The 26563-nt window shown below is 39.2% G+C and carries 27 protein-coding genes; 12 read left to right on the top strand and 15 right to left on the bottom strand.

Annotated elements, in window-relative coordinates; all coding sequences use genetic code 11:
* Nucleotides 1–131: 131 nt before the first annotated feature.
* On the top strand, nt 132–2318 hold the full coding sequence (locus tag ACTB0Y_RS11460) for a KamA family radical SAM protein (RefSeq protein ID WP_463206957.1): 2187 nt from the start codon (nt 132–134) through the stop codon (nt 2316–2318).
* 101 nt (nt 2319–2419) lie between these two features.
* Here ACTB0Y_RS11460 and ACTB0Y_RS11465 read toward each other — a convergent pair whose 3' ends face one another.
* The 3 genes from ACTB0Y_RS11465 to ACTB0Y_RS11475 form a co-directional block, all read right to left on the bottom strand.
* Nucleotides 2420–3103 carry an energy transducer TonB gene (locus tag ACTB0Y_RS11465; protein WP_463206958.1) on the bottom strand — a complete coding sequence of 228 codons (684 nt, stop codon included), beginning with the start codon at nt 3101–3103 and terminating at the stop codon, nt 2420–2422.
* 191 nt (nt 3104–3294) lie between these two features.
* Nucleotides 3295–3972: an energy transducer TonB gene (locus ACTB0Y_RS11470; RefSeq protein WP_463206959.1), complete on the bottom strand. Its 678-nt coding sequence runs from the start codon at nt 3970–3972 to the stop codon at nt 3295–3297.
* Between the two features lie 65 nt (nt 3973–4037).
* Nucleotides 4038–5396 carry a UDP-N-acetylmuramate--L-alanine ligase gene (locus tag ACTB0Y_RS11475; RefSeq protein ID WP_463206960.1) on the bottom strand — a complete coding sequence of 453 codons (1359 nt, stop codon included), beginning with the start codon at nt 5394–5396 and terminating at the stop codon, nt 4038–4040.
* Nucleotides 5397–5481: 85 nt separating this feature from the next.
* Here ACTB0Y_RS11475 and elbB point away from each other — a divergent pair, with 85 nt between their 5' ends.
* The 3 genes from elbB (at nt 5482) to ACTB0Y_RS11490 (ending at nt 7615) form a co-directional block, all read left to right on the top strand.
* On the top strand, nt 5482–6126 hold the full coding sequence (elbB, locus tag ACTB0Y_RS11480; protein ID WP_463206961.1) for an isoprenoid biosynthesis glyoxalase ElbB: 645 nt from the start codon (nt 5482–5484) through the stop codon (nt 6124–6126).
* 597 nt (nt 6127–6723) lie between these two features.
* On the top strand, nt 6724–7230 hold the full coding sequence (locus tag ACTB0Y_RS11485) for a TlpA family protein disulfide reductase (protein WP_463206962.1): 507 nt from the start codon (nt 6724–6726) through the stop codon (nt 7228–7230).
* Nucleotides 7220–7615, top strand: a complete 396-nt coding sequence (locus ACTB0Y_RS11490; RefSeq protein ID WP_463207070.1) for a thiol-disulfide oxidoreductase DCC family protein — start codon at nt 7220–7222, stop codon at nt 7613–7615. The genes ACTB0Y_RS11485 and ACTB0Y_RS11490 overlap by 11 nt, the downstream gene beginning before the upstream one ends.
* Here ACTB0Y_RS11490 and ACTB0Y_RS11495 read toward each other — a convergent pair.
* Genes ACTB0Y_RS11495 through recJ form a run of 3 tightly spaced genes read right to left on the bottom strand, consistent with a single transcriptional unit; the run spans nt 7602 to nt 10773 of the window.
* A complete protein-coding gene (locus ACTB0Y_RS11495; RefSeq protein ID WP_463206963.1) occupies nt 7602–8165 on the bottom strand; it encodes an L-threonylcarbamoyladenylate synthase in 564 nt (187 codons plus the stop codon). The two genes, ACTB0Y_RS11490 and ACTB0Y_RS11495, sit on opposite strands and share 14 nt — an antisense overlap.
* 17 nt (nt 8166–8182) lie before the next feature.
* Nucleotides 8183–9004 carry a 2,3,4,5-tetrahydropyridine-2,6-dicarboxylate N-succinyltransferase gene (locus ACTB0Y_RS11500; RefSeq protein WP_463206964.1) on the bottom strand — a complete coding sequence of 274 codons (822 nt, stop codon included), beginning with the start codon at nt 9002–9004 and terminating at the stop codon, nt 8183–8185.
* Nucleotides 9001–10773 carry a single-stranded-DNA-specific exonuclease RecJ gene (gene recJ / locus ACTB0Y_RS11505; RefSeq protein ID WP_463206965.1) on the bottom strand — a complete coding sequence of 591 codons (1773 nt, stop codon included), beginning with the start codon at nt 10771–10773 and terminating at the stop codon, nt 9001–9003. Before recJ ends, ACTB0Y_RS11500 begins: the two co-directional genes overlap by 4 nt.
* 218 nt (nt 10774–10991) lie before the next feature.
* On the opposite strand from recJ, the gene lysS reads away from it, so the two are divergent.
* Together lysS and ACTB0Y_RS11515 are read left to right on the top strand one after the other, a co-directional pair.
* Nucleotides 10992–12716, top strand: coding sequence for a lysine--tRNA ligase (gene lysS / locus ACTB0Y_RS11510; RefSeq protein WP_463206966.1), 1725 nt, complete (start codon nt 10992–10994; stop codon nt 12714–12716).
* A 136-nt stretch (nt 12717–12852) separates the two neighbouring features.
* Complete coding sequence (locus ACTB0Y_RS11515; RefSeq protein ID WP_463206967.1) at nt 12853–13380, top strand: TlpA family protein disulfide reductase; 528 nt, start codon at nt 12853–12855, stop codon at nt 13378–13380.
* A gap of 35 nt (nt 13381–13415) precedes the next feature.
* On the opposite strand, the gene ACTB0Y_RS11520 is transcribed toward ACTB0Y_RS11515, so the two are convergent.
* Nucleotides 13416–14831 (bottom strand): M64 family metallopeptidase, encoded by a 1416-nt coding sequence (locus ACTB0Y_RS11520; protein ID WP_463206968.1) that lies wholly within the window; start codon nt 14829–14831, stop codon nt 13416–13418.
* 230 nt (nt 14832–15061) lie between these two features.
* On the opposite strand from ACTB0Y_RS11520, the gene ACTB0Y_RS11525 reads away from it, so the two are divergent.
* From ACTB0Y_RS11525 to ACTB0Y_RS11535, 3 genes are read left to right on the top strand one after another with little or no spacing between them, the layout of a single operon-like run.
* On the top strand, nt 15062–15415 hold the full coding sequence (locus ACTB0Y_RS11525; RefSeq protein ID WP_463206969.1) for a LytR/AlgR family response regulator transcription factor: 354 nt from the start codon (nt 15062–15064) through the stop codon (nt 15413–15415).
* 23 nt (nt 15416–15438) lie between these two features.
* The gene (locus ACTB0Y_RS11530; RefSeq protein WP_463206970.1) at nt 15439–16227 is read left to right on the top strand and encodes an SOS response-associated peptidase; all 789 of its coding nucleotides are present in this window, start codon (nt 15439–15441) and stop codon (nt 16225–16227) included.
* Between the two features lie 57 nt (nt 16228–16284).
* Nucleotides 16285–17337, top strand: coding sequence for a hemolysin family protein (locus tag ACTB0Y_RS11535; RefSeq protein WP_463206971.1), 1053 nt, complete (start codon nt 16285–16287; stop codon nt 17335–17337).
* Between the two features lie 141 nt (nt 17338–17478).
* On the opposite strand, the gene ACTB0Y_RS11540 is transcribed toward ACTB0Y_RS11535, so the two are convergent.
* The 4 genes from ACTB0Y_RS11540 to ACTB0Y_RS11555 form a co-directional block, all read right to left on the bottom strand.
* On the bottom strand, nt 17479–17970 hold the full coding sequence (locus tag ACTB0Y_RS11540) for an NUDIX hydrolase (RefSeq protein ID WP_463206972.1): 492 nt from the start codon (nt 17968–17970) through the stop codon (nt 17479–17481).
* Nucleotides 17957–18859, bottom strand: a complete 903-nt coding sequence (gene miaA, locus ACTB0Y_RS11545; protein ID WP_463206973.1) for a tRNA (adenosine(37)-N6)-dimethylallyltransferase MiaA — start codon at nt 18857–18859, stop codon at nt 17957–17959. Before miaA ends, ACTB0Y_RS11540 begins: the two co-directional genes overlap by 14 nt.
* 61 nt (nt 18860–18920) lie before the next feature.
* A complete protein-coding gene (locus ACTB0Y_RS11550; protein WP_463206974.1) occupies nt 18921–19388 on the bottom strand; it encodes an IS1096 element passenger TnpR family protein in 468 nt (155 codons plus the stop codon).
* Nucleotides 19389–19412: 24 nt separating this feature from the next.
* Entirely contained in the window at nt 19413–20387 is a 975-nt protein-coding gene (locus tag ACTB0Y_RS11555; RefSeq protein ID WP_463206975.1) for an acyl-CoA reductase, read from the bottom strand.
* Nucleotides 20388–20578: 191 nt separating this feature from the next.
* Here ACTB0Y_RS11555 and ACTB0Y_RS11560 point away from each other — a divergent pair, with 191 nt between their 5' ends.
* The 3 genes from ACTB0Y_RS11560 (at nt 20579) to ACTB0Y_RS11570 (ending at nt 24344) form a co-directional block, all read left to right on the top strand.
* Nucleotides 20579–22588: a cation:proton antiporter domain-containing protein gene (locus ACTB0Y_RS11560; RefSeq protein WP_463206976.1), complete on the top strand. Its 2010-nt coding sequence runs from the start codon at nt 20579–20581 to the stop codon at nt 22586–22588.
* A 114-nt stretch (nt 22589–22702) separates the two neighbouring features.
* Complete coding sequence (locus ACTB0Y_RS11565) at nt 22703–23563, top strand: hypothetical protein (RefSeq protein WP_463206977.1); 861 nt, start codon at nt 22703–22705, stop codon at nt 23561–23563.
* Nucleotides 23564–23594: 31 nt separating this feature from the next.
* The gene (locus ACTB0Y_RS11570; protein ID WP_463206978.1) at nt 23595–24344 is read left to right on the top strand and encodes a L,D-transpeptidase family protein; all 750 of its coding nucleotides are present in this window, start codon (nt 23595–23597) and stop codon (nt 24342–24344) included.
* A gap of 9 nt (nt 24345–24353) precedes the next feature.
* Here the strand turns inward: ACTB0Y_RS11570 and ACTB0Y_RS11575 are convergent, their stop codons facing one another.
* From ACTB0Y_RS11575 to ruvX, 4 genes are read right to left on the bottom strand one after another with little or no spacing between them, the layout of a single operon-like run.
* The gene (locus tag ACTB0Y_RS11575; RefSeq protein ID WP_463206979.1) at nt 24354–25052 is read right to left on the bottom strand and encodes a GNAT family N-acetyltransferase; all 699 of its coding nucleotides are present in this window, start codon (nt 25050–25052) and stop codon (nt 24354–24356) included.
* The gene (locus ACTB0Y_RS11580; protein WP_463206980.1) at nt 25027–25527 is read right to left on the bottom strand and encodes a tetratricopeptide repeat protein; all 501 of its coding nucleotides are present in this window, start codon (nt 25525–25527) and stop codon (nt 25027–25029) included. The genes ACTB0Y_RS11575 and ACTB0Y_RS11580 overlap by 26 nt, the downstream gene beginning before the upstream one ends.
* 33 nt (nt 25528–25560) lie before the next feature.
* Nucleotides 25561–26118, bottom strand: coding sequence for a peptide deformylase (def, locus tag ACTB0Y_RS11585; RefSeq protein WP_463206981.1), 558 nt, complete (start codon nt 26116–26118; stop codon nt 25561–25563).
* A gap of 1 nt (nt 26119) precedes the next feature.
* On the bottom strand, nt 26120–26533 hold the full coding sequence (gene ruvX, locus ACTB0Y_RS11590) for a Holliday junction resolvase RuvX (RefSeq protein WP_463206982.1): 414 nt from the start codon (nt 26531–26533) through the stop codon (nt 26120–26122).
* Between the last annotated feature and the right edge of the window lie 30 nt (nt 26534–26563).

The following is a 26563-nucleotide window of genomic DNA, read 5'->3' on the forward strand; positions in this document are numbered from 1 at the left end:
TTGAATTATTTGTAATTTCGCGCGAAATTGGCAAAAAATGTTCATGTACTTTCTGTCGGAGAAAGTCTGATCGAACTTCCGTTTGTTGTATTTGTTTATTAAGTAAAATCAATCATAAAACCTGAAATGTAATGGATAGAGACCTTAACAAAATTGCAATTAGACCAAAGGCCCAACGCGTGTTTCATACGTTATTGGAGGAGAATCCCCGATTAAAGGAAATTTTAAAAAAATCAGAAAGTGCGGAGCAAGCCCGCGAAGCTATGGCAAGCTGGGCTGAAGAGTTAATTAATGGCAGTAATCCGGCAAGCAATTTTTTGTTTAAGGACATTGATAAACGTATTGCATTTGAAAAATTGAATTGGCAGGATAAGGCTGCCATAAGACTTTATGATTATATTCAGCATACAGGTAGAAGTATACAGGATCCCAGTCTTTTGCTGGCCGATGAATCAATCCTTGATCCGTTCAGTATAATGTGGGAGGCCTATCAAAGTGGAAGAGGCGGAGCTATGTATTATTTTTATCTCGATATGCTGTATCTTTTCCGCCAATTGAATGGAACTCTAAAAGAAGAAAAACCCACTTTGAAAAAAGTCAGAAACTGGATGGATCGACACCCGTCCGGGCTTGACGACGATATTAAAAAAGAACATGATAAAAACAGGGATCGTATTTTATCGGTATTTCTCAAAAAAATGGAATCAGGGGAAATAAACGACCCAAAATACAAATACGACAACTCAAAATCGTTTGAAGAAAACCTGCAGCGTGCGCGTGATGAGTGGTGGAATGACCGTATATTCCATTTAAAATTTGCAGCACGTTCACCCGAGCTTATAGATGAACTGCTCGACCACTCGCTTAATAAAGAAACACTTATTATAATGCAGGATGCTAAAGCGGCCGGCATACCCTTTTTTGTTAATCCGTATTACCTGTCACTGGTAAGTGTTGATCATACTGAGCATGTGGGTGCAGACTTGCCCATACGCGACTATATCTTTTATTCGCGGCAATTAGTGAATGAATTTGGTGAAATTCAGGCCTGGGAAAAAGAAGATATTGTAGAACCGGGTAAGCCTAATGCTGCAGGTTGGATTTTACCATCACAACATAATGTGCACCGCCGTTATCCGGAAGTAGCTATTTTAATACCCGATACTGTAGGACGTGCATGTGCCGGCCTCTGCTCTTCATGTCAAAGAATGTATGACTTCCAGAGCGGGCACCTTAATTTTAATCTTGATAAACTCCAGCCCAACGAGAAATGGTCTGATAAACTCAAACGCCTGATGGCGTATTTCGAAAACGATTCGCAGCTTCGCGACATTTTGATCACAGGTGGCGATGCGCTTATGAGCAGCGACCGTTCACTGAAACATATCCTTGATGAGGTTTATGAAATGGCATTGAGAAAAAGAGAAGCCAATAAAGAGCGGCCACAAGGAGAGAAGTATGCTGAAATGCTAAGAATACGCCTGGGAACCAGGTTACCTATTTATTTGCCACAGCGAATTACTCCGGAATTAATTGAAATCCTGTCCGAATTTAAGCAAAAGGCTGCTAAAACAGGGTTTAAACAGTTTGTAATTCAAACCCATTTTGAATCAGCCATGGAGGTAACACCCATTGTGAAGCAGGGTATAGAAAGACTTATCTCAGCAGGCTGGACAGTAACCAACCAACAGGTGTTTACCACGGCAGCTTCGCGCCGCGGACATACGGCCAAACTACGTAAGGTCTTAAATGATATAGGTGTGCTTACTTACTATACCTTTTCTGTGAAAGGTTTTATGGAAAACAGCCACAATTTTGCTACAAATGAGCGGGCTATGCAAGAGCAACAAGAAGAAAAATTGCTTGGAAAGATTCCGGAGGAGGAGTACGATACCATTCGTTCATTTCCGGTGAATGCAGAAAATATGATCAGTCAAATTGAAGAGCTTAGAAATAAACTCAATATTCCGTTTTTGGCAACAGACCGAAATGTTTTAAACCTTCCGGGAGTTGGTAAGAGCTTAACTTACCGTGTAATTGGTATCACGAGGTTTGGTAAAAGGGTATTGGAATTTGACCATGACCACACTCGCTCACACAGTCCAATTATTGAAAAAATGGGAAAATTCCACATAGTAGAATCAAAACCTATTGGTCAATATCTCGAGGAGCTTGAAGAGATGGGAGAGAATATAAATGAATATTTATCCGTATACGGATATTCAATTGGCGAGACTGAATACAGAATGCCCATTTATGAGTATCCGGATTATGATTATGAAATGACTGAAGAGATGACCAACCTGGAAATTGAATAAAAGCGTTGTATCTATAAACAATAAAGGATGGCAAATGCCACCATTTATACATAAAAAAACTCCGGTTGTGCCGGAGTTTTTTTATGTTTTATATTGAAAAACTATTGAAGTTTGAAATTAATTGGTACCTGGTACCTCACATAAACTGGTTTACCGCGCTGCTTACCGGGCTTCCATTTGGGCATGCTCTTTACAACCCTTACAGCTTCTTTGTCCAGTGAAGGGTCTACACCACGAAGCACAGTTACATTATTAATAGAACCGTCTTTCCCAACAACAAACTGAATAAATACTTTACCTTGTATTCCGTTTTCTTTGGCTATAGCGGGATATTCTATATTCTGGCTGATATATCTAAATAACTCCTGCTGTCCTCCCGGGAATTCTGGCATTTGTTCCACAACCATGAAAATTTCCGGCTCTTCTTCCTCAACCTCTTCTTCAATCACAATGTCGGTTTGTTCGATCATGGTCTCTTCGTCAGCTTCTGTGTCGATATCAAGCTCGTCATCAAGATCTTCTTCGTTATCTACAACTGTAAGCTCCTCAATTACCTTTTTCTTGGGTGGTGGTGGCGGTGGTTCAACTTTTTCCTGACGTTGCGTCTGAATCATTTCTTCCTCCATACTGACGTCCATTACTTGTCCGAGATCTTCAGCTGAACCAGTTGAACTGTTCCAGTTGAAAGCAACAAGCAACAAGCCCAATACAGATACAAGCCCTGCTAGCATGAGCATGCCGCGTCCTTTTTCAAGGTTTACTTTTGGATTCTTTTTTACTTCCATAGTTTCTGTGATTTTGCTGCTAAAATAATTAATACTTTTCTATTGGCAAAGAAAACGTTTTCTTGTTTTCCTTATCTAAAACATTTCTCTTATAAGTTGCTGTAATGTATTAGATTATACGATTATGTAAATACCATGTTACTTTTATAGGCACACATTTTATACCAAACATACTGCGAAAAATGTCTATTTTACTTTAAACTGAAAAGTATCGGAATGCTAACTATTGTCACAACTCTTTGTCCACCTTGCTTTGCAGGCTCCCAACGTGGCATGTTTTTCACTACCCTTAAAGCCTCTTTAGTTAACAGCGGGTCAGGGCTTCGAAGCACCTTTATTTCCATTATTTCACCGTAAGCCCCTACTTTAAACTGTATATGCACACGTCCGCAGATATCATTTTCCCTGGCTATTGGGGGATATTTAAGTTCACTTCGCAGGTATTGCAATCGTGCTGCCTCACCGCCGGGAAATTGGGCTTTTTGAGATGGAACCCATACAAAAGGATGGTCTTCTTTTTCCTCAGTTTCTGGTTCTGGCTTAATTTCGGTCTGTTTTATAGCCTTTTCGGCAAAAAACTCTGTTTCAATGTCAAAGTCATCATCTTCCCCGGTGTTGTCTATAATTTTTAATTCTGCTATGGTTACTTTTGCGGGTGGGGGAGGTGGTGGCTTTATTTCTTCTTGTATGGTTCGCTGCACCATATCGTCTTCAAGTGATACCGCTGTTATAGATCCCAGATCTTCGACTGCTCTCTGTGTTGTATTCCAGTTAAATGCTACCAGAAGCAGACCAAGCACAGTGACAAGACCCATTTCAAAGAAAAGCGTCTTCTTATTCTCGAGGTTGTTTTTACTATTATTTCTCATAGTTCCCACTTTTAAATGAATAAAAAGTAGCGCGCGCTTTATTAGAAAACGTAACAAAGATCTTTTTATTGTAATGTGGTTGTCCATGTTTTGAAATCAACCCCGTCAAAGTTTCCCGAAGTCATTATAAGTACGATATATCCTTTATTGTGTGCGTGCTCAATTTGGTTAAGTATATCCTCTGATGTTCTTGAAACAGAAAGGTTTTTGTGGTTGAAGGAATCGGATATGAAGGTTTTGTCGAGCGAAGGCATCCCTTTGTGTGCGAGGGTATGTGGGTTAAAATACACAATAGCTTCCTCGGCCGGTTTCATTGTTTCACGATAATGTGGAATAAATTTTTGGTTAAGGCTGCTAAATGTGTGAAGTTCCAAACACGCAAGCAGTGGTTTATTGGGATGTTTTTCTTTAATGGCTTTTATGGTTGCTTTTACTTTCGAGGGAGCGTGTGCGAAATCGAAATATACCGGATTTTGCCCGTCAATTAGTGTTTGTAATCTTCTTGCCGCTCCTTTGAAGCTCTGAATGGCAGCCAGGAAAGTTGTGTCGTCAATGCCGAGTTCCTTTAATATATAGTAAGCAGCATGCAGGTTTTGTAAATTATGTTCACCAAAAACAGGCACTTTTGCTTGTTGAACTCCCATTTTTATAGTTGTGCCGGTGCTGCTATATGTGCCTTTAAATCCGCTGTAGGGAATGGTTTTTATTTGTGAATTGGTATTAATAATTTGGCATAATTCAGAATCATTTTTAAAGTAGAATACTTTGCCCCCGGACGGGATGGTTTCGAGGAATTTTTTAAAAGTATCGATATATGAGCCGAAATCCGGAAAAACGTTAATATGGTCCCATGCTATACCGGTAATAACAGAAATGTGTGGTTTGTACCACAAAAATTTCGAGCGCATATCAATTGGTGATGAAAGATATTCGTCAGCTTCAAATATTGCAATGTTGTTTTCTTCTTCCAGGTTTACCATAGTTTCAAAGCCCTCAAGCGCTGCGCCCACCATGTAGTCGAAACTTATGTTCGCATATCTTAGCACATGCATTACCATGGCTGTAGTAGTTGTTTTTCCATGGCTTCCTGCAATTGCTACACGCTTTTTGTTTTTGGTTTGCTCATACAAATATTCAGGGTATGAATATACTGGCAAGCCAATATTTATTGCTTTGGCGAGTTCGGGATTGTCTTTTTTTGCGTGCATTCCCAAGATTACGGCATCCAGTTCTTTTGTTATTGTTTCGGGATGCCATCCTTCAGCTTCCGGGAGTAATTTATATTGAGCGAGCCTGCTTCGAGAGGGATCAAATATTTCGTCATCGCTTCCGGTAACCTGATGGCCCTTTTTGTGCAAAGCGATGGCCAGGTTGTGCATTGCACTGCCACCAATGGCTATAAAGTGTATCTTTTGTTTTTTCATGTAGTCTAATTCTGCTTTAAAGTTAATCTTTTTGTTTTGAAGTCGAAATTCTCTAATTTCGTATAAAACAATAAAAGATTATCAGATGAATATAGCAATTGTACTTTCCGGAAGTGGCGTTTACGATGGCGCCGAAGTTCATGAAACCACTATGACTATGCTGGCGATTCACCAGGAGGGAGCTACATACCAATGCTTTGCCCCTGATATTGATCACATGCATGTTATCAATCATTTTAGTGGAAAAGAGATGAATGAGAACCGCAACGTGCTTGTTGAAGCAGCGCGTATTGCCCGTGGTGATATTCAACCCCTTGACAAGCTTGAGATGAAAGATTACGATGCCATTATTTTCCCGGGAGGATTTGGCGCGGCTAAAAATTTATGCTCATTTGCCAAAGATGGACCTGAGTGTACCGTTGATGCTGAAGTTGAGCGTGTTATAAAGGAAGCCCATGGTCAGAAAAAACCTATTGGAGCACTCTGTATTGCACCTGTTATAGTTACAAGGGTACTGAAAGATGTAGAAGTTACCATAGGATCTGATCCCGAAACCATAAAAGCCATTAACAGCATGGGAGGAAAGCATAGCGAGACAACACATGGTGAGGTGGTTGTTGATGAAAAAAACAAACTTTTTTCTTCCCCATGTTACATGCTGGATGCCAATATTGGTCAAATTTATGATGGAGCATCCGCAGTGGTTAAAAAGATAATTGCTTCTATATAGTGCGTATAAGAAAAGTCCAATAACGGCGTTATGTCCATTTTTAAAACAGTCATCCCGATTCTCGGGACTCCTTGATTTTCAAAATGAACAAGCTCCCGATTCTCGGGACAGGCTTTGTTCTTGAAGTTTTATTATTACGCACACAGAAAAAATATGCGTTTTTTAAGAAACACTATATAGTACCAGGAAAAAAACTATTTTTTTGTTACGGATGATGTTTCAAAAGCCTGATGTCACCACATTTCTATTTCCGCAGGAGTTTTTTTAAAGAGATATAATAAGATAGCCTCAGAAAATTTTAAACTTTTTTTAGTTAGGGTCTTGCTTCGAGCGAGGCCCTCACTTTTCGTATACAAAGTTCTACGGGCGTTTTGTCAATTGTAGGATGTATCACGATTTGCCACCCGCATTCGTTAAAGCAATTTCTGTGTCATCACCAACAGCTTTTTGACTCCGTTATGCAGCATATTGTTAGTTTTTTGAAAAAGTACTGTTTTGCTTAAATGGTTGCTTTTGAGTTTTGTATGTTTTCACACAGGAGCTTGGCATGTAGTTTGCCTTATGTTTTTCAGCAAAAGGTAAATCAAAATCAACACAGTGAAATTTTATTCATACGTATTATTTTTAACGTTACTATCTTTTCATGCTTACGGGCAGGAGTCCTATGATGTAGTTACCAAGGGAGATGAAGCTCCCGGTTTCACTGTGAAAACCATTAATGATAAAACAATCTGCCTTGATGATCTTGAAGGTAAATATGTTTTGGTGAATTTTTTCGCTACCTGGTGCAAGCCTTGCATGGAAGAAATGCCACTTATGGAAAAGTATATTCAACAGCATCTTGCAGGAGACGATTTGGTTGTAATAGCCATTGGACGCGAGCACAACATTAATGAGCTGGAGCTTTTTAACGAGCAAAAGAAATTTTCTTTCCATATAGCCGCCGATCCCAAACGCAGTATTTATAGTCTGTATGCTGAAAAATATATCCCCCGCAATTATTTAATTGGTCCCACTGGAAAACTTATTTATACCCATATCGGTTTCAATAAAGAAGAGTTTAAAAGACTTGTAAAACTTATTGAAACAGAAATTGATAAATAAACCTATTGTTTTTTTTGATGGTAACTGTGGTTTATGTAGTCGCAGTGTGAAATTTATCATCAAACGTGATCGTTATAAGCATTTTTTATTTTGCCCACTGCAATCTAAAACTGCTGATCGCTATTTAGATGGTGATTTGCTTAATGCAGAGAGCGTTGTACTACTGGAGGATGGTCAGGTCTATACCGAATCAGAAGCAGCATTTAACATATTAAGGCACCTGAAAACAGTTTGGCGATTTTTATTGGTTTTTAAATTTTTCCCAAAAAGTATTACCAATGGGGTTTATCGATGGATTGCACGTAATCGCAAAAAGTGGTTCCCTGATCCAAAGACCTGCCAGCTGCCCTCGCCCGAAGTAGCAAAGCGTATTATTCGCGAATAATCTCAATTTCACCACCTGCACCAAGTTTAATAATAGAAGAGGCTTTTTGTGCCATGGTGTTTTCCCGGTCATATTCCGCCACATAATTACATTGATCGAGGATTTGTTCATTGATTTCATCGAAAATTTTGGCAGGTGCTTCACCAGTAAAGTTAGCCGAAGTAGATACAATGGGCTTTTTAAATTGTTGAAGCAACTTATTACACCATGGGTGATTAACTATACGTATACCAATTGTACCATCATCGGCAATGAGGTTGGGTGCCAGATTTTTGGCTTTTGGCAAAATTAATGTGAGTGGAGATGTGGCTGCTTCATAGAGGTCGTAGGCCACATCAGGCATTTCTTCAATGTAAGAAGCTACACGGCCAATATCATTAAGCAGAATGAGCATGCTTTTGCTGGTATCTCGCTTTTTAATTTTGAATAGGTTTTCTACAGCTTTGGGGTTTGTGGCATCACAACCAAGCCCCCAGATTGTATCTGTCGGATAACAAATGATCCCGCCATTTATCAATGCTTCTTTAGCTTTTTTTATGTCTTCGTTCATAGTGAAAGCGTTAAAAGTTACACGGCTACTTCATAATCTCTAAGCGCATCATTTAAAGATGTCTTTTTATCGGTACTGGGTTTTCGTTGTCCGATAATCAGTGCACAGGGTACATTGTAAGTTCCTGCATTGAACTTTTTGGGATAACTTCCAGGTATTACCACTGAGCGTTCCGGAATCATACCTGTATATTCTTTGGGTTCAGAACCTGTAACATCAATAATTTTTGTTGATTTGGTCAAAACCACATTGGCTCCCAAAACGGCTTCTTTTTTGATGTGTATACCTTCTACTACAATGCACCTGCTTCCAATGAAAGCGCCATCTTCAACAATTACCGGACTGGCTTGTAAGGGTTCTAAAACGCCCCCAATACCTACACCACCGCTTAGGTGAACATCGCGTCCAATTTGAGCACAAGAGCCCACCGTAGCCCAGGTATCCACCATAGTACCACTGTCTACATAAGCACCAATGTTTACGTAGGAAGGCATCATTATTACACCCGGAGCCACATAGCTCCCGTGGCGGGCAATGGCATGTGGTACTACGCGCACTTGTTTTTCTTTGTATCCGGTTTTAAGTGGAATCTTATCATGAAATTCAAATGGGGCTACATTAATTGTTTCCATTTCTCTTGTTGGGAAATAGAGTACAACAGCTTTTTTTACCCATTCATTGATGATCCATCCATTTTCTGTGGGTTCTGCCACTCTGATCTCGCCCTCATCCAACATTTTTATTACGCGGGCAATTGTGTTTTTATTTTCTGTTTTTTTAATCTCAGCTCTGTTGTTCCACAGGTAGTCTATCTGTGATTTCAATTGTTCGGTAGTCATGAGGATTTGTTTGTGTTGGTGTTTGAAATATTGCTGACCGCTTTTGGGCCATGATATTTATTAAAATGAATGTCTTTGATGCGAAGTTGAAGCGTTGTTTTATTCCGATACGTATTTTCGTCGATGTTGTAACATATATGGAAGTTTGTTTTATCAGCAACTTTGTGCCAGTGCTCAGCCTGGTTAAATGCAATGCTGGGGAACAGCGTTTCTCCGCCCTTTTTATCTGCCAACATAAGTTTAAGGTGTTTGCCGTCTTTTCCCACACAACGGCTGAAGCCCGAATCGCACAGGTTTTCAGTAATAAAAACCGGAGCCATGTTTTCAGGGCCAAAGGGCTCAAATTGCTTGAGAATACGGAAAAATTTAGGCGTAATCTGGTCCAGTGAAATCACCGCATCGGCATGTAATTTTTGCACTGTTTGGTCGGGCTTAATGCGTTTGTTCACAACTTCTTCGAACCTCGATTTAAATATATTGAAATTTTCTTCTTTAATTGACAGACCTGCTGCATACATGTGACCGCCATAGTTTTCCAGCAAATCACCACATTCTGTAATGGCTTCGTAAATATTGAAGCCAAAAACAGACCTTGCTGAGCCTGTTATAAGTCCGTTGGACCGTGTAAAAATGATAGTGGGTTTGTAATAGTGCTCCACCAATCGGGAGGCTACAATTCCAATTACGCCCTTTAACCAATTGGGATTAAACAAAACGATGGATTTTTTGGAATCCAATCCTTCCTGCATCACAAGATCAAGGGCTTCTTTGGTTATCTGGCGGTCTACATCTTTACGGCTCTTGTTTTCATTGTTTATTTTTTGACTAATGGCTCTGGCTTCTTCCAAATCTTTCGACACCAGCAAGTCTACAGCCATTTGCCCGCTGTCCATGCGGCCTGCTGCATTAAGCCTTGGTCCAATTTTAAATACAATGTCTGAAATAACAATGTGTTTGTCGAGCTCTGATACTTCCATAATAGCCATTAGTGCCATTGATGGGTTTTCGTTGATTTTTTTTAGGCCATAATGTGCCATTATACGGTTTTCGCCAATGAGCGGAACAATATCTGAGGCGATACTCACTACCAGAATATCCAGATACTCATACGCTTTGCTCATATCCATGTTGTTGGCCGACAAAAAGGCCTGTATGAGTTTAAAGCCTACACCGCATCCGGATAGTTCCTTGAACGGGTATGGGCTGTCTTTTCTTTTAGGATCCAGAATTGCATGAGCATTGGGTAGCGTATCATCTGGTGTATGATGGTCGCAAATAACGTAATCGATGTTTTTTTGATTGGCTAATTCAATTTTGTCAATGGCCTTAATACCACAATCGAGTGCAATGATTAAGGATACGTTATCTTTTTCAGCGTAATTGATGCTCTTTTCAGATATACCGTAACCCTCACTGTATCTGTCGGGTATGTAGTAATCGATGTTTTTATGAAACTGGTGAAGAAATGAATACATTATGGCCACCGAAGTAGTTCCATCAACATCGTAATCACCATAAATTAATATTCTTTCATTGTTTTTCAGCGCCTTATTAATCCGTTCTACGGCTTTTTCCATATCGACCATCAGGAATGGGTCGTGGAGGTCTTTTAGTTCGGGACGGAAAAACGATTTGGCTTGGTCATAATTAGTAATATTGCGCTGTACTAATAATTGCGCTAAAATTTCATCTATATTAAGTTCGTTTGCTAGTTTTGATATGACTTCGGGATCGCCTTTTTCCTTAATAACCCATTTTTTTTCTTCCATAATGCTGCACTTTTCTGACACGAAGGTGTTCCGGCCTGGCATAAAAAGAGAAACAGTACGGCACCCCAAAACAGAACGTAAAGATAGGCATAAAATCGCTGGTATTAAAATGCAAAAAAGCTAAATGGAGAAGAATTTTAGTAATTGCCTGTGAATTTTGGTTTTGAAATTTTCGACCCATTGAAAACTTAGCTATCTTTGCCGAAAATTTTTTTGATATGGGATTTTTAGAATTGAGCGAACAGGAAGTAATACGTCGAAAAGCTTTGGAAGAGCTTCAGAATATGGGAATAGATCCCTATCCGGCGGCTAAATATGATGTAACCCACTATTCACAGGACGTTAAGGATGGTTACAAGGAGGGAGAAGAAAATATGCAGGAGGTTACCCTTGCCGGTCGGTTAATGAGCCGCAGAATTATGGGTAAAGCTTCTTTTGCAGAACTGCAGGATGAGAAAGGCCGCATACAACTTTATTTTAACCGTGATGAGTTATGTCCGGATGAAGACAAGACTCTTTATAATAATGTGTTTAAGAAGTTGCTCGATATCGGCGATATTATTGGCGTGAAAGGTAAAGTATTTAAAACAAGGATGGGTGAAATTTCTGTTAATGTGAACGATCTCACTGTTTTAAGCAAATCCTTACGTCCATTGCCAGTGGTAAAAGAAAAAGATGGGAAAACTTATGATGCATTTGCTGATCCTGAACAACGCTATCGTCAGCGTTACCTGGATTTAATTGTAAATGCCCCGGTAAGAGACACTTTTAAGAAACGTGCCAGGTTAATGCAAACCATGCGCAATTTTCTGAATGACAAAGATTATCTTGAGGTAGAAACCCCAATATTGCAGCCCATTTACGGTGGTGCTGCAGCAAAGCCTTTTAAAACACATCACAACAAACTTGACCAAACACTATACCTCCGAATTGCCAACGAATTATATTTGAAAAAATTAATCGTAGGTGGTTACGATGGCGTTTTTGAATTTGCTAAAGACTTCAGAAATGAGGGTATGAGTCGTTTTCACAACCCCGAATTCACTCAAATGGAGTTGTATGTGGCTTATAAAGATTACAAGTGGATGATGGAACTTGTGGAGGAAATGGTTGAAAAGATAGCCATTGAATTGCACGGCTCTACAAAAGTACAGGTCGGAGCGCATGAAATAGACTTTAAGCGTCCATGGAAACGATTTACCATGTTTGAAGCCATTGAGCATTTTACGGGTATCGACATCAGTAAAATGGACGAAAAGCAACTGAATGATACAGCTAAAAAGCTTGATGTGGAGATAGACGATTCAATGGGTAAAGGCAAACTGATAGATGAGATTTTCGGCGAAACCTGTGAAGCCAAACTAATACAACCTACATTTATTACTGATTACCCGATAGAAATGTCGCCCCTGGCCAAAAAGCACCGTTCTGAAGAAGGTCTTGTAGAGCGCTTTGAAGGCATAGTGAATGGTAAAGAAATATGCAACGCTTACTCTGAGCTTAACGATCCGGTTGATCAGCGTAAACGCTTCGAAGAACAGTTAATGTTGGCTAAGCGTGGCGATGATGAAGCCATGATGCTGGATGAAGATTTCCTGAAATCAATTGAATATGGTATGCCACCTACAGCCGGCCTGGGTATTGGCATTGACCGTTTGTCTATGATTATGACGAACTCCAATTCCATTCAGGACGTATTGTTTTTCCCACAAATGCGCCCAGAGAAAAGAGTCCAGGTTGATCCGGCAGAAATGTTTATTGAAATCGGCATACCCGAAGAATGGGTGGAAGTGGTGCAAAAAGTCGGTTTCACTACAGTTGCTGAACTTAAAGAAGCCAATCCCAACAAATTACACCAGCAGCTTTGTGGAATGAATAAAAAGCACAAGATGGGTCTGCAAAACCCTAAGCCTGAAGATGTTAAAAACTGGGTGGAAAGTTAATACACGCGAGTAATATAAAATGAGGCTGTCTGAAAAGGCAGCCTTATTTATTACTTGCCGGGTTAGTTTGTTTTTCGAGCTGAATTATATCATTCGGTCTCTTAATTGATATATTTGTATCCAAAACTACAATATTATGAAACTAATTACTTCAATTTGCTTAGCTATTTTTACTTTAACAGGTAGTGTTTGCGCACAGCAGGTTTACGAGCACGGCTATAAAGTAAAAGTGGGCGATAAGGCTCCGGATTTTACCATTAATGAGGTTGAAGGAAAAACATATAAATTATCAGATTTACGGGGCCATGTGGTTATGCTGCAATTTACGGCTTCATGGTGTGGAGTGTGTCGTCGTGAGATGCCATTTATTGAAAAGGAAATCTGGCAACGCGGAAAAGATAAAGGACTTAAAGTTATCGGTATTGACCGGGATGAACCTGCAGAAAAAGCGAAGGAGCTTATAAAAAGTACAGGAATAACTTATCCGATGGCGCTGGATCCCGGTGCTGACATTTTTGGACTATATGCACTAAAGAAGGCCGGTGTTACCCGGAACGTGATTATTGACCGAAAAGGTAAGATTATCTTCCTTACCCGCTTGTTTAAGCGTGAGGAATTTGATAAGATGAAAGAAGTGATTTTTCGTGAGCTTGAGAAAAAGTAGAAGCCGGAATGATTCCGGCTTCTGCTATTGATTCTTTATTTTGTATTCTGATCGATTACAAGATTAATGGCTCGCTGACAAGCAGGACAGAAATGCCCTGTTCTGGTAAACATTATACAGTTAGGAGCTGAGCGGTAAATACCATGACTGTGGTACTGGGCTCCTTCATACAAACCGGTTTTGCCGGCATATTTAATGTTATTCAGGTATTCTTCTTCCCATTCCCTTTGGGCTATAAAAAATTCGTTCATTTCAGATTCGGGAGTTTTTGCTGCCCGTAGTTTTTCTCTTTCTTTTTGTGTTTTAATGCTGTGCGCATCAAATTCCTCTTTTCCCCATGGTGTAGGAAGCGGAATATCTTCATCAATCATATCACCCCACTTAATTTTATCTTTTTCGGTGTATGTAGTTACATTCAGTTCCCAGGGCTCCTGAATAGATGAACCCATTTCGTAGGCTGTGGATGATGCATAATATTCATCGGCCAGGTCGGCAAAGTGGTGCCCAAATTCGTGGACATAAAGATAGTCTTTGAATGCATTATCAGCTGCTGCGGTAATGTACAGGTTGTAGATTCCGCCACCGCCGTAAATGCTGTCATTCATGATAATTGCAGTATACTCGTAAGGTGCATTTGCTGCTGCATCGCGAATGGTTTTATTATCGAACCCCAGGGCGTATCGTTCCGAATCGAAGGCTCCGTATGAAACACTCAGGGCCGAGCGACGGTAAATATCCTGATGTGGGTGAGCTAAGCCAGATTGTGGCGAAGGAACTTCTACAAGCCGAATATTAATATCGTTCTTTCTCGAAGCAAATGGTTCTGTCCCCAGCAGGGCATTGGCAAATGCCTGCGCATCTTTGTTAAATTTATCCATTTCACTGGCTGTGTAACCCTCACTAAGCAACACAATATCAACTTTCTGTTTGGGATCACCACTAATGTGTACATCCTTGGTTTTTAAATACTGACCGGGCTCGGCCTGGTTGGTTCTCCAATGTTCAGATTTTATATCGTGTTCCCAAACTTTTTCAAATTTGTAATTTTTATTGCGTTTCATCATGACCAATTTTGCAGCGTTTTTGGGCCATGGAAAACGTACTGATTCATGATAGGCACCCCAGCCTTTTTTTGCTTCAGGTGTGGTTTCCCATTCGCCATATATGCTTGCAAAGCCTTTTGAGTAAATGGTTTTGCCACTGGGTTTGTCTATAACTTTGAAAAAATATTTTCCCAGCTTAAGCTCATCTGTTAGCTGAGTTGTACTACCTGCCCAGATGCCATCAGACACAATTTGATCAAAAGCAAAATGCTCTTCATTGGAATTTCCGGTATGGAAGTAATCGAAGCGCATGGTTTTATCAAGAAAATAATTTTGAAAGTCCGATCCTTGTGTGCAGCCCGAAACAAGGACGGCTAAAGTAAGGGTGAAAATTTTTATGTACTTCATGGTCTTTTAATTTTGAGCGATTAACATTTTCTCAAATTTAAGAAATTATGTGGCAAGAATATATTGTGCATAAGAAATGTTCAATTGCGAACATGCAACAAATGCTTTATAATTTGTTATAAATAAATCGAAAGGCAGGTGAAAATACCTGTATTTGAGTTTTAATGTTTGTTTTTTTTTAATGTTTATAAAAATATTCGTAATTTGTACTTGATCAATACCTTATTTGCATGATAAAAGCAACTGAACCGGGATATATTACAATAAGCAGCGATTACGAACGCCTGCGTATTCCATACGAGGCTATAATGTATATCGAAGCCAGGAAAAATTATGTAATATTGCACACTTTCCGTGAAAAAGTTATAAGTAATACTCCGCTCAGGGTATTACTCTATGATTTGCCTGTTCGGTTGTTCATTCAAATCCACCGAAATTATGTTGTTGCAATAAGTCAGGTTGATGCACTGGAACCAAGCAGGGTTACGTTAATTAATAATGAAAAGGTTCCATTATCAAAGAACTATCGGCAATCATTAATCAACACCTTACTTGACCTGGGAGTGATAGAAAAAGGTTTTTAACCGTAAAATACAGGGGCAAACTCATGTGTGGCAGATTTATTTTAGCTCAAAGAATTGAAAAGTTAGGTGAACGGTTCAATGTTAATATCACTGACGACATCGTTTTTGAGTCTGCTTACAATATCGCACCCGGCGATTGGACGCCCGTAATAGCAAGCAATGCTCCCGAACAGATACAATTTTTCAGGTTTGGTCTTACACCATTTTGGGCCAAAAAACCCATGTATTTATTTAATGCAAGGTCAGAAGGCGACCGAAATAAAACCAATGATCCGCAATTTAATGGAAGTAAGGATATTATTAATAAACCAGCTTTCAGGAAACCCATTCGCACACAACGATGCCTGGTGCCAGCAGATGCTTTTATCGAAGGTACTACCAACGAAGGTTTGAAGCAACCCTATGTAGTTTATTTGAAAAATAAAGTAAGACCATTTGCATTTGCGGGGATTTGGGATCAGTGGGAAGATAAGCAAGAAAATAAAACAATTTTGTCATTTAGCATTATTACCACAACTGCAAATAAGTTACTGCAAAAATTACCACACCACAGAAGTCCGGTAATTTTAAATCAGTCTGATGAATTACGCTGGCTAAACCCCGATACACCGCTAAGCTATATTACACAAATGCTCAGGCCATTTCCGGCAGATTTAATGAATGCATATCCAATTGACAGTAAAATTAGCCATCCAGGGGCAAACGGGCGTGAATTAATAGATCCGGCAGGCCCACCGCTGGAGCCTGATGATCAATTTGAAGTGGGCAACCATATTGAAAAAAAGGGTTTTGGGCGGCGAAAAATCAGATAACCTGTTAATTTCTGCTCTTTTTTTATGTTTTAATCGATTGAAAGGTATATTTGTAGCATGGGTTTATTAATTGTTTATTTATTTATTGCAATAGGTATTTCCTTCCTTTGCTCAATATTGGAAGCAGTATTGTTATCGACTCCTGAATCCTATATTGAGATTTTAATGACCGAGAAAAAGAAAGGTGCAGAAAGCCTGAAAAATCTGAAAAATTCAATCGACCGGCCATTATCAGCAATATTATCAATAAACACCATAGCTCATACCATTGGTGCAGCCGGAGTAGGGGCTCAAGCGACAAAAGTTTTTGGTGAGGTTTATTTCGGTCTTGTTTCGGCCGTTCTTACATTGCTGATTTTAGTGCTGAGTGAAATAATCCCCAAAACCATTGGCGCTACTTATTGGCGAAATCTGGCCCTCGTATCCGTTCCTGTCATCAAGGTTTTTATGTACATAGCTTATCCGTTTGTAATAATGTCTGAACGTATTACCCGCATCATTGCCAGAAAAGGCCAGGCATATTCTTTTAGCAGGCAGGACTTGTCCACAATGGCTTCTATTGGTTACAAAGAAGGCGTTATAGGCAAAGATGAGTCGTCTTTTATTTATAACCTCATGAAACTCAGAGATGTTTCAGTAGAAGATATTATGACACCCCGTCCAGTAATGATAAGTGTGCCGGACACGTACACAGCAGCAGATTTTTTTAAACAAATCGATGAGCTTTATTTTTCGCGAATCCCGGTTTATGAGGGAAACAAAGAAAATATAACCGGCTATGTGCTTAAGAGTGATATATTGGAAAAGGTTGCGAAGGACCAGCACAACGTAAAAATCAACACATTGAAACGTGAAATTACCAAGGTGTATGAGCGCATTCCGGTTCCCAGACTTTTTCAGCTTATGATGAAGAAAAACGACCTTATTGCGCTGGTTATTGATGAATATGGCGGCACAGAAGGTATTGTTACTATGGAAGACATTATTGAAACCTTAACCGGGATAGAGATAGTGGATGAGAAAGACACCCATGTTGATTATCAGAAACTTGCCCGTGAGATTTGGAAAAAAAGGCTGGATGAAAACCATAACCGCATTATTGATGATTAATGGCTAGTGTCATCTCATGCTTGAAATGACGGGTAAGTTGAAGAAGTTTTCATTTTTAGCAAGGCAAAAAATGTGCGCATAGCAGCGTTCTGTAAACATTTTTTAACGCAGATAAAAATGAAAAGAACAATACTTGGCCCGTCAGATTAAGCTTGACTTGACACTAATGTTGAGCTCCTGTTGGAGCATTTTTAAAACAACCTTATCAACCGGGAAAGTTAAATCATCTTCATTCAATTCCGCAATGGGCACCCACCTGAAACTTTGGGGGTTTTTATTTGCTGGATTAAAATCGTTTTTTTTATCAGTTACTACCAGCCTTTCTGGTTGTATTATTTGAGCTTTATAGTAAATTGAAATGAGTTGCATGTTTTCGTAAAACCATCCTTTTTGATAAAAGTCGGTGGTGTAATAGTGCGAGATATTATTGATTTCCAGTCCGGTTTCTTCCATAAACTCCCTGCGCAGGCAATCAATTGTGCCTTCGCCTTTTTCAAGTCCTCCACCCGGAAATTTTGTCATATATTGGCCTAACCGGTATTCATCGGTAAGTAGCAGCTTATTTTCAGCATTAATTATCAGGCCATAAACTCTGATATTGAATTCAGATAGCTTTTTTTTACTTGAGGGCATGGTTTATATGTTTTTTTATGGTATCAAATTCGGTTGGTGCAAACCATGCTGTGGACTTATTGCGTCTGAACCACGACAATTGTTTGCGGGCATATCTTCGTGTGTTACGTTTGACTAATGCTTTGGCCTCAGTAAGTGAGATTTCTCCATTAAGGTATTTGAATATTTCCTGGTAACCAACCGTTTTTAGTGGCACAAGCTCTTGCCACTGGGACAGGCTTTTTACTTCATTGATAAGTCCTTTTTTTATCATTTCATCGACCCGCTGATTAATTCGGTTATGCAACTCCTGGCGGTCTGTATCCAGAGAAATTCTAACGATATTGAAATCTCTTTGGCGGATTTGTTTTTTTCTGAAAGAGGAAAAAGGTTTACCGGTTTGCCAATATATTTCTACGCCCCGTATAAGCCTTGCGGGGTTACTAATGTCAGTTTCAGTAAAATAATCGGGGTCGACTGTTTTAAGGATTTTCTGCAAGGCTTCTATACCTTCGTTTTCAAGCAGCTTCTTGGCTTCCTTGCGTATTTTAGAATCGATATCAGGCATATCGTCAATGCCGGTACATACAGCTTCGATATACATACCGCTTCCTCCGGTCATAAAAATGATATCGTGGTGTTCGAATAAAGCTTGCAGTTTTGCCAATGCTTCGTGCTCATAGGTGGAGGCATTGTAATGGTCATGAATACTGATATTCTGAATGAAGTGATGTGGAACAGCCGCAAGCTCTTCAGGTTCAGGAACGGCTGTACCTATGGTCATTTCTTTAAATATTTGACGGCTATCAGCAGAAATTATTTCACTGTTGTAGCTCTTTGCGAGCTTAATTGTAAGGTTGGTTTTTCCAATAGCCGTTGGGCCTGCAATTACTACCAATGTTTTTTGCATGCTGCAAAGGTAATGATTCTATGAAAAGGTTGTGTTCAGATTAAAATAGAGATGCGGATTTTTAATTCTCTGAAAATGAATCGAGTAGGTTGTCGATGTAGGCTTCACCCATTTTTATTTGCCGGGGCGGAGTGCCTTCAGCATGCAATAATCTCGGAATAAGGTCTGCAGGTTTGGCTTTGATTTTTTCACGTAATAGAATCATAAATCCCCGTTCTGAAAAGTAGTCGAAAAGGTAAAGCATTTTTTCTCCGGGTTGCCTGAAAACATCTTTAAGCTGTACATCACCCATATATTCTGTGATATAAAGCCCTGAATTAACATCCATTGGCATGAGGGTGAATTCTTTCTGTTTCTCCCATTTATCGTTCACCAGGAAAAATGAAGCCAGGTGTGCCTGGTCATAGTCACAAGCCGTTTGAATAGCTTTATGTAAATCGAGCAATGTATGCGAATGATACATTTCAAGCTCTCTTACAAAGCTCTTTTTTTCATTGGATAATATTGAAAATCGCAGAATCCTTTTCATCGTTTGCCTGGTTTAAATTTACGCTCATGGCAGTTCTGTAAGGAATTTCATTGTATCTACATTGTCTGCATAATCATCTATATCTGGTTCTTGAGCACTACCTAAATTTACGGAATTAATTGATTCATTTCCAACTATACATTGAATTTTTTCAGCATTTAGTTGTAATATTTTTTCCATATTTTTCATGGAATCATAATACTCGAAGTGCACAATTCCGACCTGACTATTGAGGTGTTTTTCATTACTTAAGAGCACGGGTCCCGCGTCGATGCAGGGTATATCGAGTGCATTAAGCCGGGCTTTCTGGTACCTGATATTGCTGGCATATTGCTCATGATTGAGCATCCAGTTGAATTTTCTGAGTGCTTTAATCAGACGCTCTAAAATAGTGTTGTTTGGTATGTATATTTTAGAAATATTGCGACATCCCAATCCGAAAAATGTGCAGATATCATCTGCAAGGGAGGTCAGTTCCGTTATGGATTCTTTACCGGAAAGTACGGCTACACTGGTTCTGTTTTTTCTTATAATTCGTGGGATTTTTTTGTAATAATAATCAAAATACCTTGCTGTGTTGTCGCTTCCGGTTGCAATGAGCGCATCAATGTCTTTTGGTATTTCTTCTACAAACTTTATTTTTTGTTGGTAATGGGGTTCTATTTGTATTAATTCGTTTGCCAATACAGGAAACAAATATTTGTCTTTCCCTGAAAGTTTAATAATTGCAGTATGCCCTGACATAAGTGTGCAAAGGAAATCGTGAAATCCAACGAGTGGTATATTGCCGGCCATAATAATACCAACCTTTCGATTTTCATCAGGAGCGTTGTATTTATTAATCCAGTTTGAAAGTTTTTTGTGCGTAAGCCAGGGAAGTATGTTCCCCAAAGCTGTTTTTGTAAATTCAGGTGTGAACCACGGGTTGTGTTCATATGATTTCTGAATAGCCCTGTTAAGTGGCATATTGATATCTGAGGCATCCAGTGTTTGCTTCATTTTCCTGCTTAGCTTCTCAAAAGCTTTTATGTGTATTGAGTTTTTCAAGATAATCTAAAATTATGCTTATTTTTATGCTTTTACAAGGCGTGAAATTACATACTTCATTTGAGTAAATTGTATAGTTGCCCAGATTATGATGCACATCAAATGAACCAATTTAATAAAATTTGTATTTAATGTAAAGAATTATGCATTTCCCGGTACTCATAGATTTATTAATTATTTTTTCATTGGCACTGTTGGTGAATATTATATTTCAACGGTTCAATGTCCCTTCTATTTTAGGTTTTATTGTGGCGGGTGTGTTGGCGGGCCCGCATGTTTTTGGTCTTGAGACCAACCCCGATGACCTGGAATTGCTTTCAGAGATAGGTATCATGCTTTTGCTTTTTACTATAGGTATAGAGTTTTCCATAAAAGATTTAATGCAAATACGTAAAACCGTTTTCTTAGGTGGTGGTTTGCAGGTATTTCTTACCACATCAATTACCTTTTTGCTGACTTTTTGGGCTGGATATGCCTGGCAGTTATCCGTTTTTTTTGGTTTTCTGGCAGCTTTGAGTAGTACAGCAATTGTGCTGAAAGTTTTGCAGGAACAAAGCCTGATGGCTCAACCATACGGCAGGGGTAGCCTGGGATTGCTGATTTTTCAGGATTTGATAGTAGTACCAATGATTTTGCTTGTACCTTTTCTGACAGGTGGTATGGAGCAGCCGGGCACGGAGCTTTTATGGATGCTGGTTAAGGTAGCAGGGCTGATACTTTTCACAATATTAGGCTCACGATATATTGTACCACCATTGCTGCATATTGTAGCAAGAACACACAAGCAGGATTTTTTTATACTCACCATCCTAATCTTAGGATTTGGGGTTGCTGTGCTTACAGCCATGTTGGGGCTATCATTAGCCCTTGGAGCTTTTTTGGCTGGCTTAATTATATCAGAAACAGACTACAATCACGAAGCTTTTGGTAATATTGTCCCTTTCAGAGATATTTTTACCAGTTTCTTTTTTGTGCTGATAGGTATGTTTCTGAACCTGGAATTTATTGCAAATCATGTCTGGGTTATAATAGGTTTAACCGGGATTGTACTTGTACTTAAAACGGCAATTGTTACATTTTCTGCTTATGCTTCAGGTTACAGGGCAGGTGTAGCCTTAATAATGGGGTTGGCGTTGAGTCAGATAGGAGAATTTAGTATCCTGCTGGCTCAAACAGGCAGGCAGTACGATTTACTATCGGTTTACTACCACCAGATGTTTTTAAGTGTCGCACTGATGACCATGGTGATATCTCCGTTTCTAATAAAATCCGGACCTCAGTGGTTGTTAAAATGGCTTCCTTCAAGGTTATACCATAAACGGTTAATTACACATAGCGATGAACGTAGCGTAATTAGTTTTAAAAAACTTGAAAATCATCTTGTAGTTATTGGTATGGGGCAAAATGGTCACAATATTTCACATGCTGCGGAATATGCAAAAATCGACCATGTGATAATCGACAATGATGCTGATTTGGTGCAACAGGAGAAAAAGAATGGAGAGCCAATTATTTTTGGTAATGCAGAAAACATAGCTGTACTTAAACAGGCTGGTGTGGACCGGGCCGGCACCGTAGTTATCACAATTCGCAGCGCTTCATCTATTTATACCGCTTTGCAAAATATTCGCAGACTAACAGAAAATGCCTATATCATTGTTCGAACCAAACATGTGGAGGAACTCGAACATTTATACAAGGCAGGAGCAAGTGATGTAATACCCGGGGAGTTCGAAACAGCAGTGGAAATATTCAGGCGGGTACTCAAGCATAACCTGGTACCCGAAGAGGATGTGCGGCAAATGGCTGCTCACATGCGCGAGAATGGATATGGCTTATTCCGCCATAGAGAATATGAAACATCAAAGCCGTTCTCACCAAACTTTACAATTAGTGCTGTGCGGGTAGATTCCGATTCTGTTGTTTGTAATAAGTCCATAGAGCAATTGCGAAAAGAGAAGGTTTTTGATGAGCCTATTCTGGCCATTCAGCGCGGAGATGAGGTGGTTACAAATCCATCGGAAAACATCGAACTGCTAAAAGACGATATTCTTGTAGTGATGGCCCGACCAGAAGAGCTCGCGTGCAAATCATGCGTGTTTGAACCCGACGATACAAAGGTAATTACACCCGGCGGGCAAAAAGGATTTTAGTTTAAAAGGATATATTGACTGATGCATTAACATTTAAGAATATTATTGGCAAACAGATGCATTTTACTATTTTTGATTGATAGTTATCTGATATTTAAATTAATGTTTTGTCAAATGAAGAATTTATTATTGTGCGTATTGCCCCTGTTTTTATTGCCTGGCTGTAAACAAAAACCCATTGAATACGATTACGCCCTTGAGAATGACAATGGCATTTTTGTAGAAAAGTTTGATACATTGGTTCAAGATGAAAATAGATACACTTCAAATAATATTGTTTTTACGCCGGGCAGCGAATTTGTTTACAAGTATTATCTACAGGCCAAAAACGGCGATAAATATTTCTTTCAGTCCACAAAAGATGCTACCCAACTCCCAGCGAGGCAGCGATTTAATGCCTGGCAGCTTGTGCATTCTGACAGACTAACAGATATGTCGGTAGAAAAAGTCATATTAAAAGTCAGGCCAGGGCTTCAGCCTTTCATTGAGCATTTCCCTGATTATGACCAAACAATAATTGAGTATCATTACATGCAGCGCAACGGCAAAAGTCAGTATAATGAGGCTACAGGAGTAATTGAAAATGAGAAAAACATTTGGTTACATCCACCCCGTTCAAAAATGTTTAGAATGTTGGAGTTAAATCCTTTTCCATTTGTACAGGCACCTTATGAGGTGGAAAATAAATGGGAATGGTCATTGAAAATTGGCGATGCCTGGGGAGATGAGCGTTGGAAAAAATGGGAAGGCCAGATTGAAAATAACTATCAATATGAGATAACCAATATCAAAGAAATTGAAACAGCATTAGGAACTTTAGAGTGCATTGAGATTTCTGCTGTGGCATCGAGCCGTATCGGTCAAACAAAACTGGTATCTTATTTTCATGAAGAATATGGTTTCGTGAAACTTGAATACACCAATATTGATACTACCAAACTGGTACTGGAATTGAGTGAGATTAAGGAAAAATAGCCGATTTTCTCCCGAAAAAGCAACAAAATTTATGGCGAAACATATTTTAGTTGTCATACTGTCTTTGCTTGTGTTTCAGCTTGCCGGCCAGTCTTTTAAGCAACAGCAGAAGCGTTATCCAAGAGTAAGGGAGGCTTACGCTGAAAAGGGCCCGGGAATTAATAATTTGCTTTCGCAAAAAGGACTGGATTCCGGAAAACTTCGACTATATATCAGAGCATTCAAAACCGAGAAAAAAGTTGAGTTATGGGCCAAAAATGCAACAGATACTGTTTATTCATTGATCAGGGAATATGAGATTTGCAGAACCTCGGGAAAGATAGGGCCCAAGAGGTGCCAGGGAGACCGGCAGATACCAGAGGGTTTTTATCATATAGACCGGTTTAATCCTTACAGTAATTTTTACCTATCATTAGGTATAAATTATCCAAACTACTCTGATCGTGTATTTGGATGTGACCGTAATCCCGGAGGGGATATATTCATTCATGGTGCCTGCGTTACCATTGGCTGCATACCAATTACGGATTATTATATTAAAGAGCTTTACCTGTTGTGTTTAGAAGCTAAAAATTCAGGTCAGGCAGACATCCCGGTTACAATTTTCCCCAAGCGCTTAAACAAGGATAATTACGAAGCACTTGTAAATAAATACCGGGGCGATAATGATAAACTGGGACTATGGGCTGATCTAAAAAGAGGCTTCGATATCTTTAACAAGAGCAAGCAATTACCAGTTATTCGTTTTCTTAATGATGGCCGGCACACCGTTTCTAAATGACGTGTAGGGTTAGTCTATATAAATCTGGTAGTTTATGAACCTGTTGTCTGTTATAATTTCAACGGTAACTTCGCCATGTTTCGACAAAAGATCGACGAGGCTCGATCTCAAATCATTATCCCAAATTGTGTTTTTTAACTGTAGCGTGGCAATGTGTGTTTTTTGTAAGTTTAATTTTTCCGTAAGTGATTTGTATAGCAATAACCTGCTGTCCTCACGGGTATCAGGCCCAAAATAGCGCTCTTTATAATCAAAAACTTTATATCCATGTTTATACCATAATTGCAGGCTTGCATAGTTTTCTGGTCTTGATGCGAGGTATAATATATTTTTGCTATTCAGCCTGACTTGTTCTTCCATCATGTTGATGAGTGAGGTGGCAAGCCCCTTGCCTCTAAAGTCAGCATCTACAGCTATGCCATAGCAATATGCCGAATTTTGGAACTCAAGGTTGTAAAAGTCAGTATCCTCGAACATGAGCTGTGCTTCAGCAACAATATTTTCATCCTGAAAAATACCGTACAGGCCCACTTGTTCAGCAATGGTACTGAGCTCATGAATGCTGATTTTCTGATGTCCTTCAAATGCTTTGTCATCAAGCTTTTTGGCATCTCTGATGGCACGCTCGCCTTTAAGCTGCACAACATTGAAGTTTCCAGGTAGTTTGTTTTTCCTGTTTTGGTTAATTTGTTCGGGCTTTTTTGTCAAAGCTATCTACAATTTCTTTTAGATTTTTACCAAGATTTTGCAAGGAAAGTTGTGCATCATCGGTCAGTTTATGATTGGGGAATTCTTTTATAAATTTTTTGTAATAAATTTTGGCGTTGGCTGTATCATTAGCTTGATCATAAACAAAGGCTTGCATGAATAAGGCCATTGGGTAATGAGATGTGTTCGTGAAGTCTGTTGCTACAATATTGTAATAGTGAGCAGCTTTTTGATACATCTGGCTATGCATTGTGTATTGAGCGGCATTCATTATATAACCTGCAACAACCGTGTCTTTTGGGTTTTCTCGGTATAAGTTTTTATATAATGTAAGCAGGCCCTTTACCTCCTTTTTGTTCAGAGGTCTTTTTTTAGTTGTTTCGTTCAGGGTTTGCTCTATTTGTTCAATTTTTTGAATGAGCTGTTGTTTTTTATTCACCTGACAACTAAAAACCATGAATAGGCTGATATTCATCAACAAAAATAAAAATTTTGAGATTTTCATTTGCTACTTTTTACCTAAAATTGTTCTGTAGGTAACTTTAAATTTTCCTTTTGAGATACCTAATAATTTACTTTTAAGGATTTTTTTTCGCAAAGGTGAGATAAGATCAGTAAAGAGTATGCCTTCCAGGTGATCATACTCATGCTGTATAATTCGGGCTTTTGTTCCGGCAAAAGTTTCTTCTTTCAGATTGAAATCCCGGTCATAATATTTGAGTTTTATCTCGCCTTGGCGGCTCACATCTTCTCTTATATTCGGAATACTCAGGCAACCTTCGTTGAAAAGTTTTTCTTCGCCCCATTCTTCAACCATTTCCGGGTTAATAAATACTTTTTTGAAACCTTCTAACTCCGGATCATCTTCTGCCATGGGATTGGCGTCAATTACAATGAGTCTGATTGATTTATTTATTTGTGGGGCTGCAAGCCCAACGCCATCAGACTGGTACATGGTTTCAAACATGTTGTCAATAATTTTTTCGAGCTCGGGGTAGTTTTGATCAATCGCTTCTGCTTTTTTTCTGAGTGTCGGGTGACCAATAACGGTAACAGGATATATCATTTTAAAAAGGCTTATTTAAATAGGTTTGTAATATAATTGTAGCACTGATTTCATCTACCAATGCTTTATTTTGTCGTTGCATTTTCTTTAACCCTCCATCAAGCATTGTCTGATGGGCCATTTTTGAGGTAAACCGCTCATCTACTCTTTGTAACGGTATGTCGGGATACTTTTTACTCAGTTTTCGCAAAAAACCTTTAATATGTGGTTCAGTTTCCGATGGCTGGTTATTCATTTGCATGGGTAATCCAACAATTATTTCGTCTACTTGTTCTTTACCCATGTAATCTGATAAAAAATTTAGTAGTGTGTGTGTTGGCACTGTGGTTAAGCCACTTGCAATGATTCTGTCAGGGTCTGTAACAGCTATGCCGGTTCTTTTAAGTCCGTAATCGATGGCCAGGAGTCTTCCCATAATTGTTGTGGTGTTTGAAATTGCTGATTT

The organism is Salinivirga sp. (assembly GCF_055145285.1).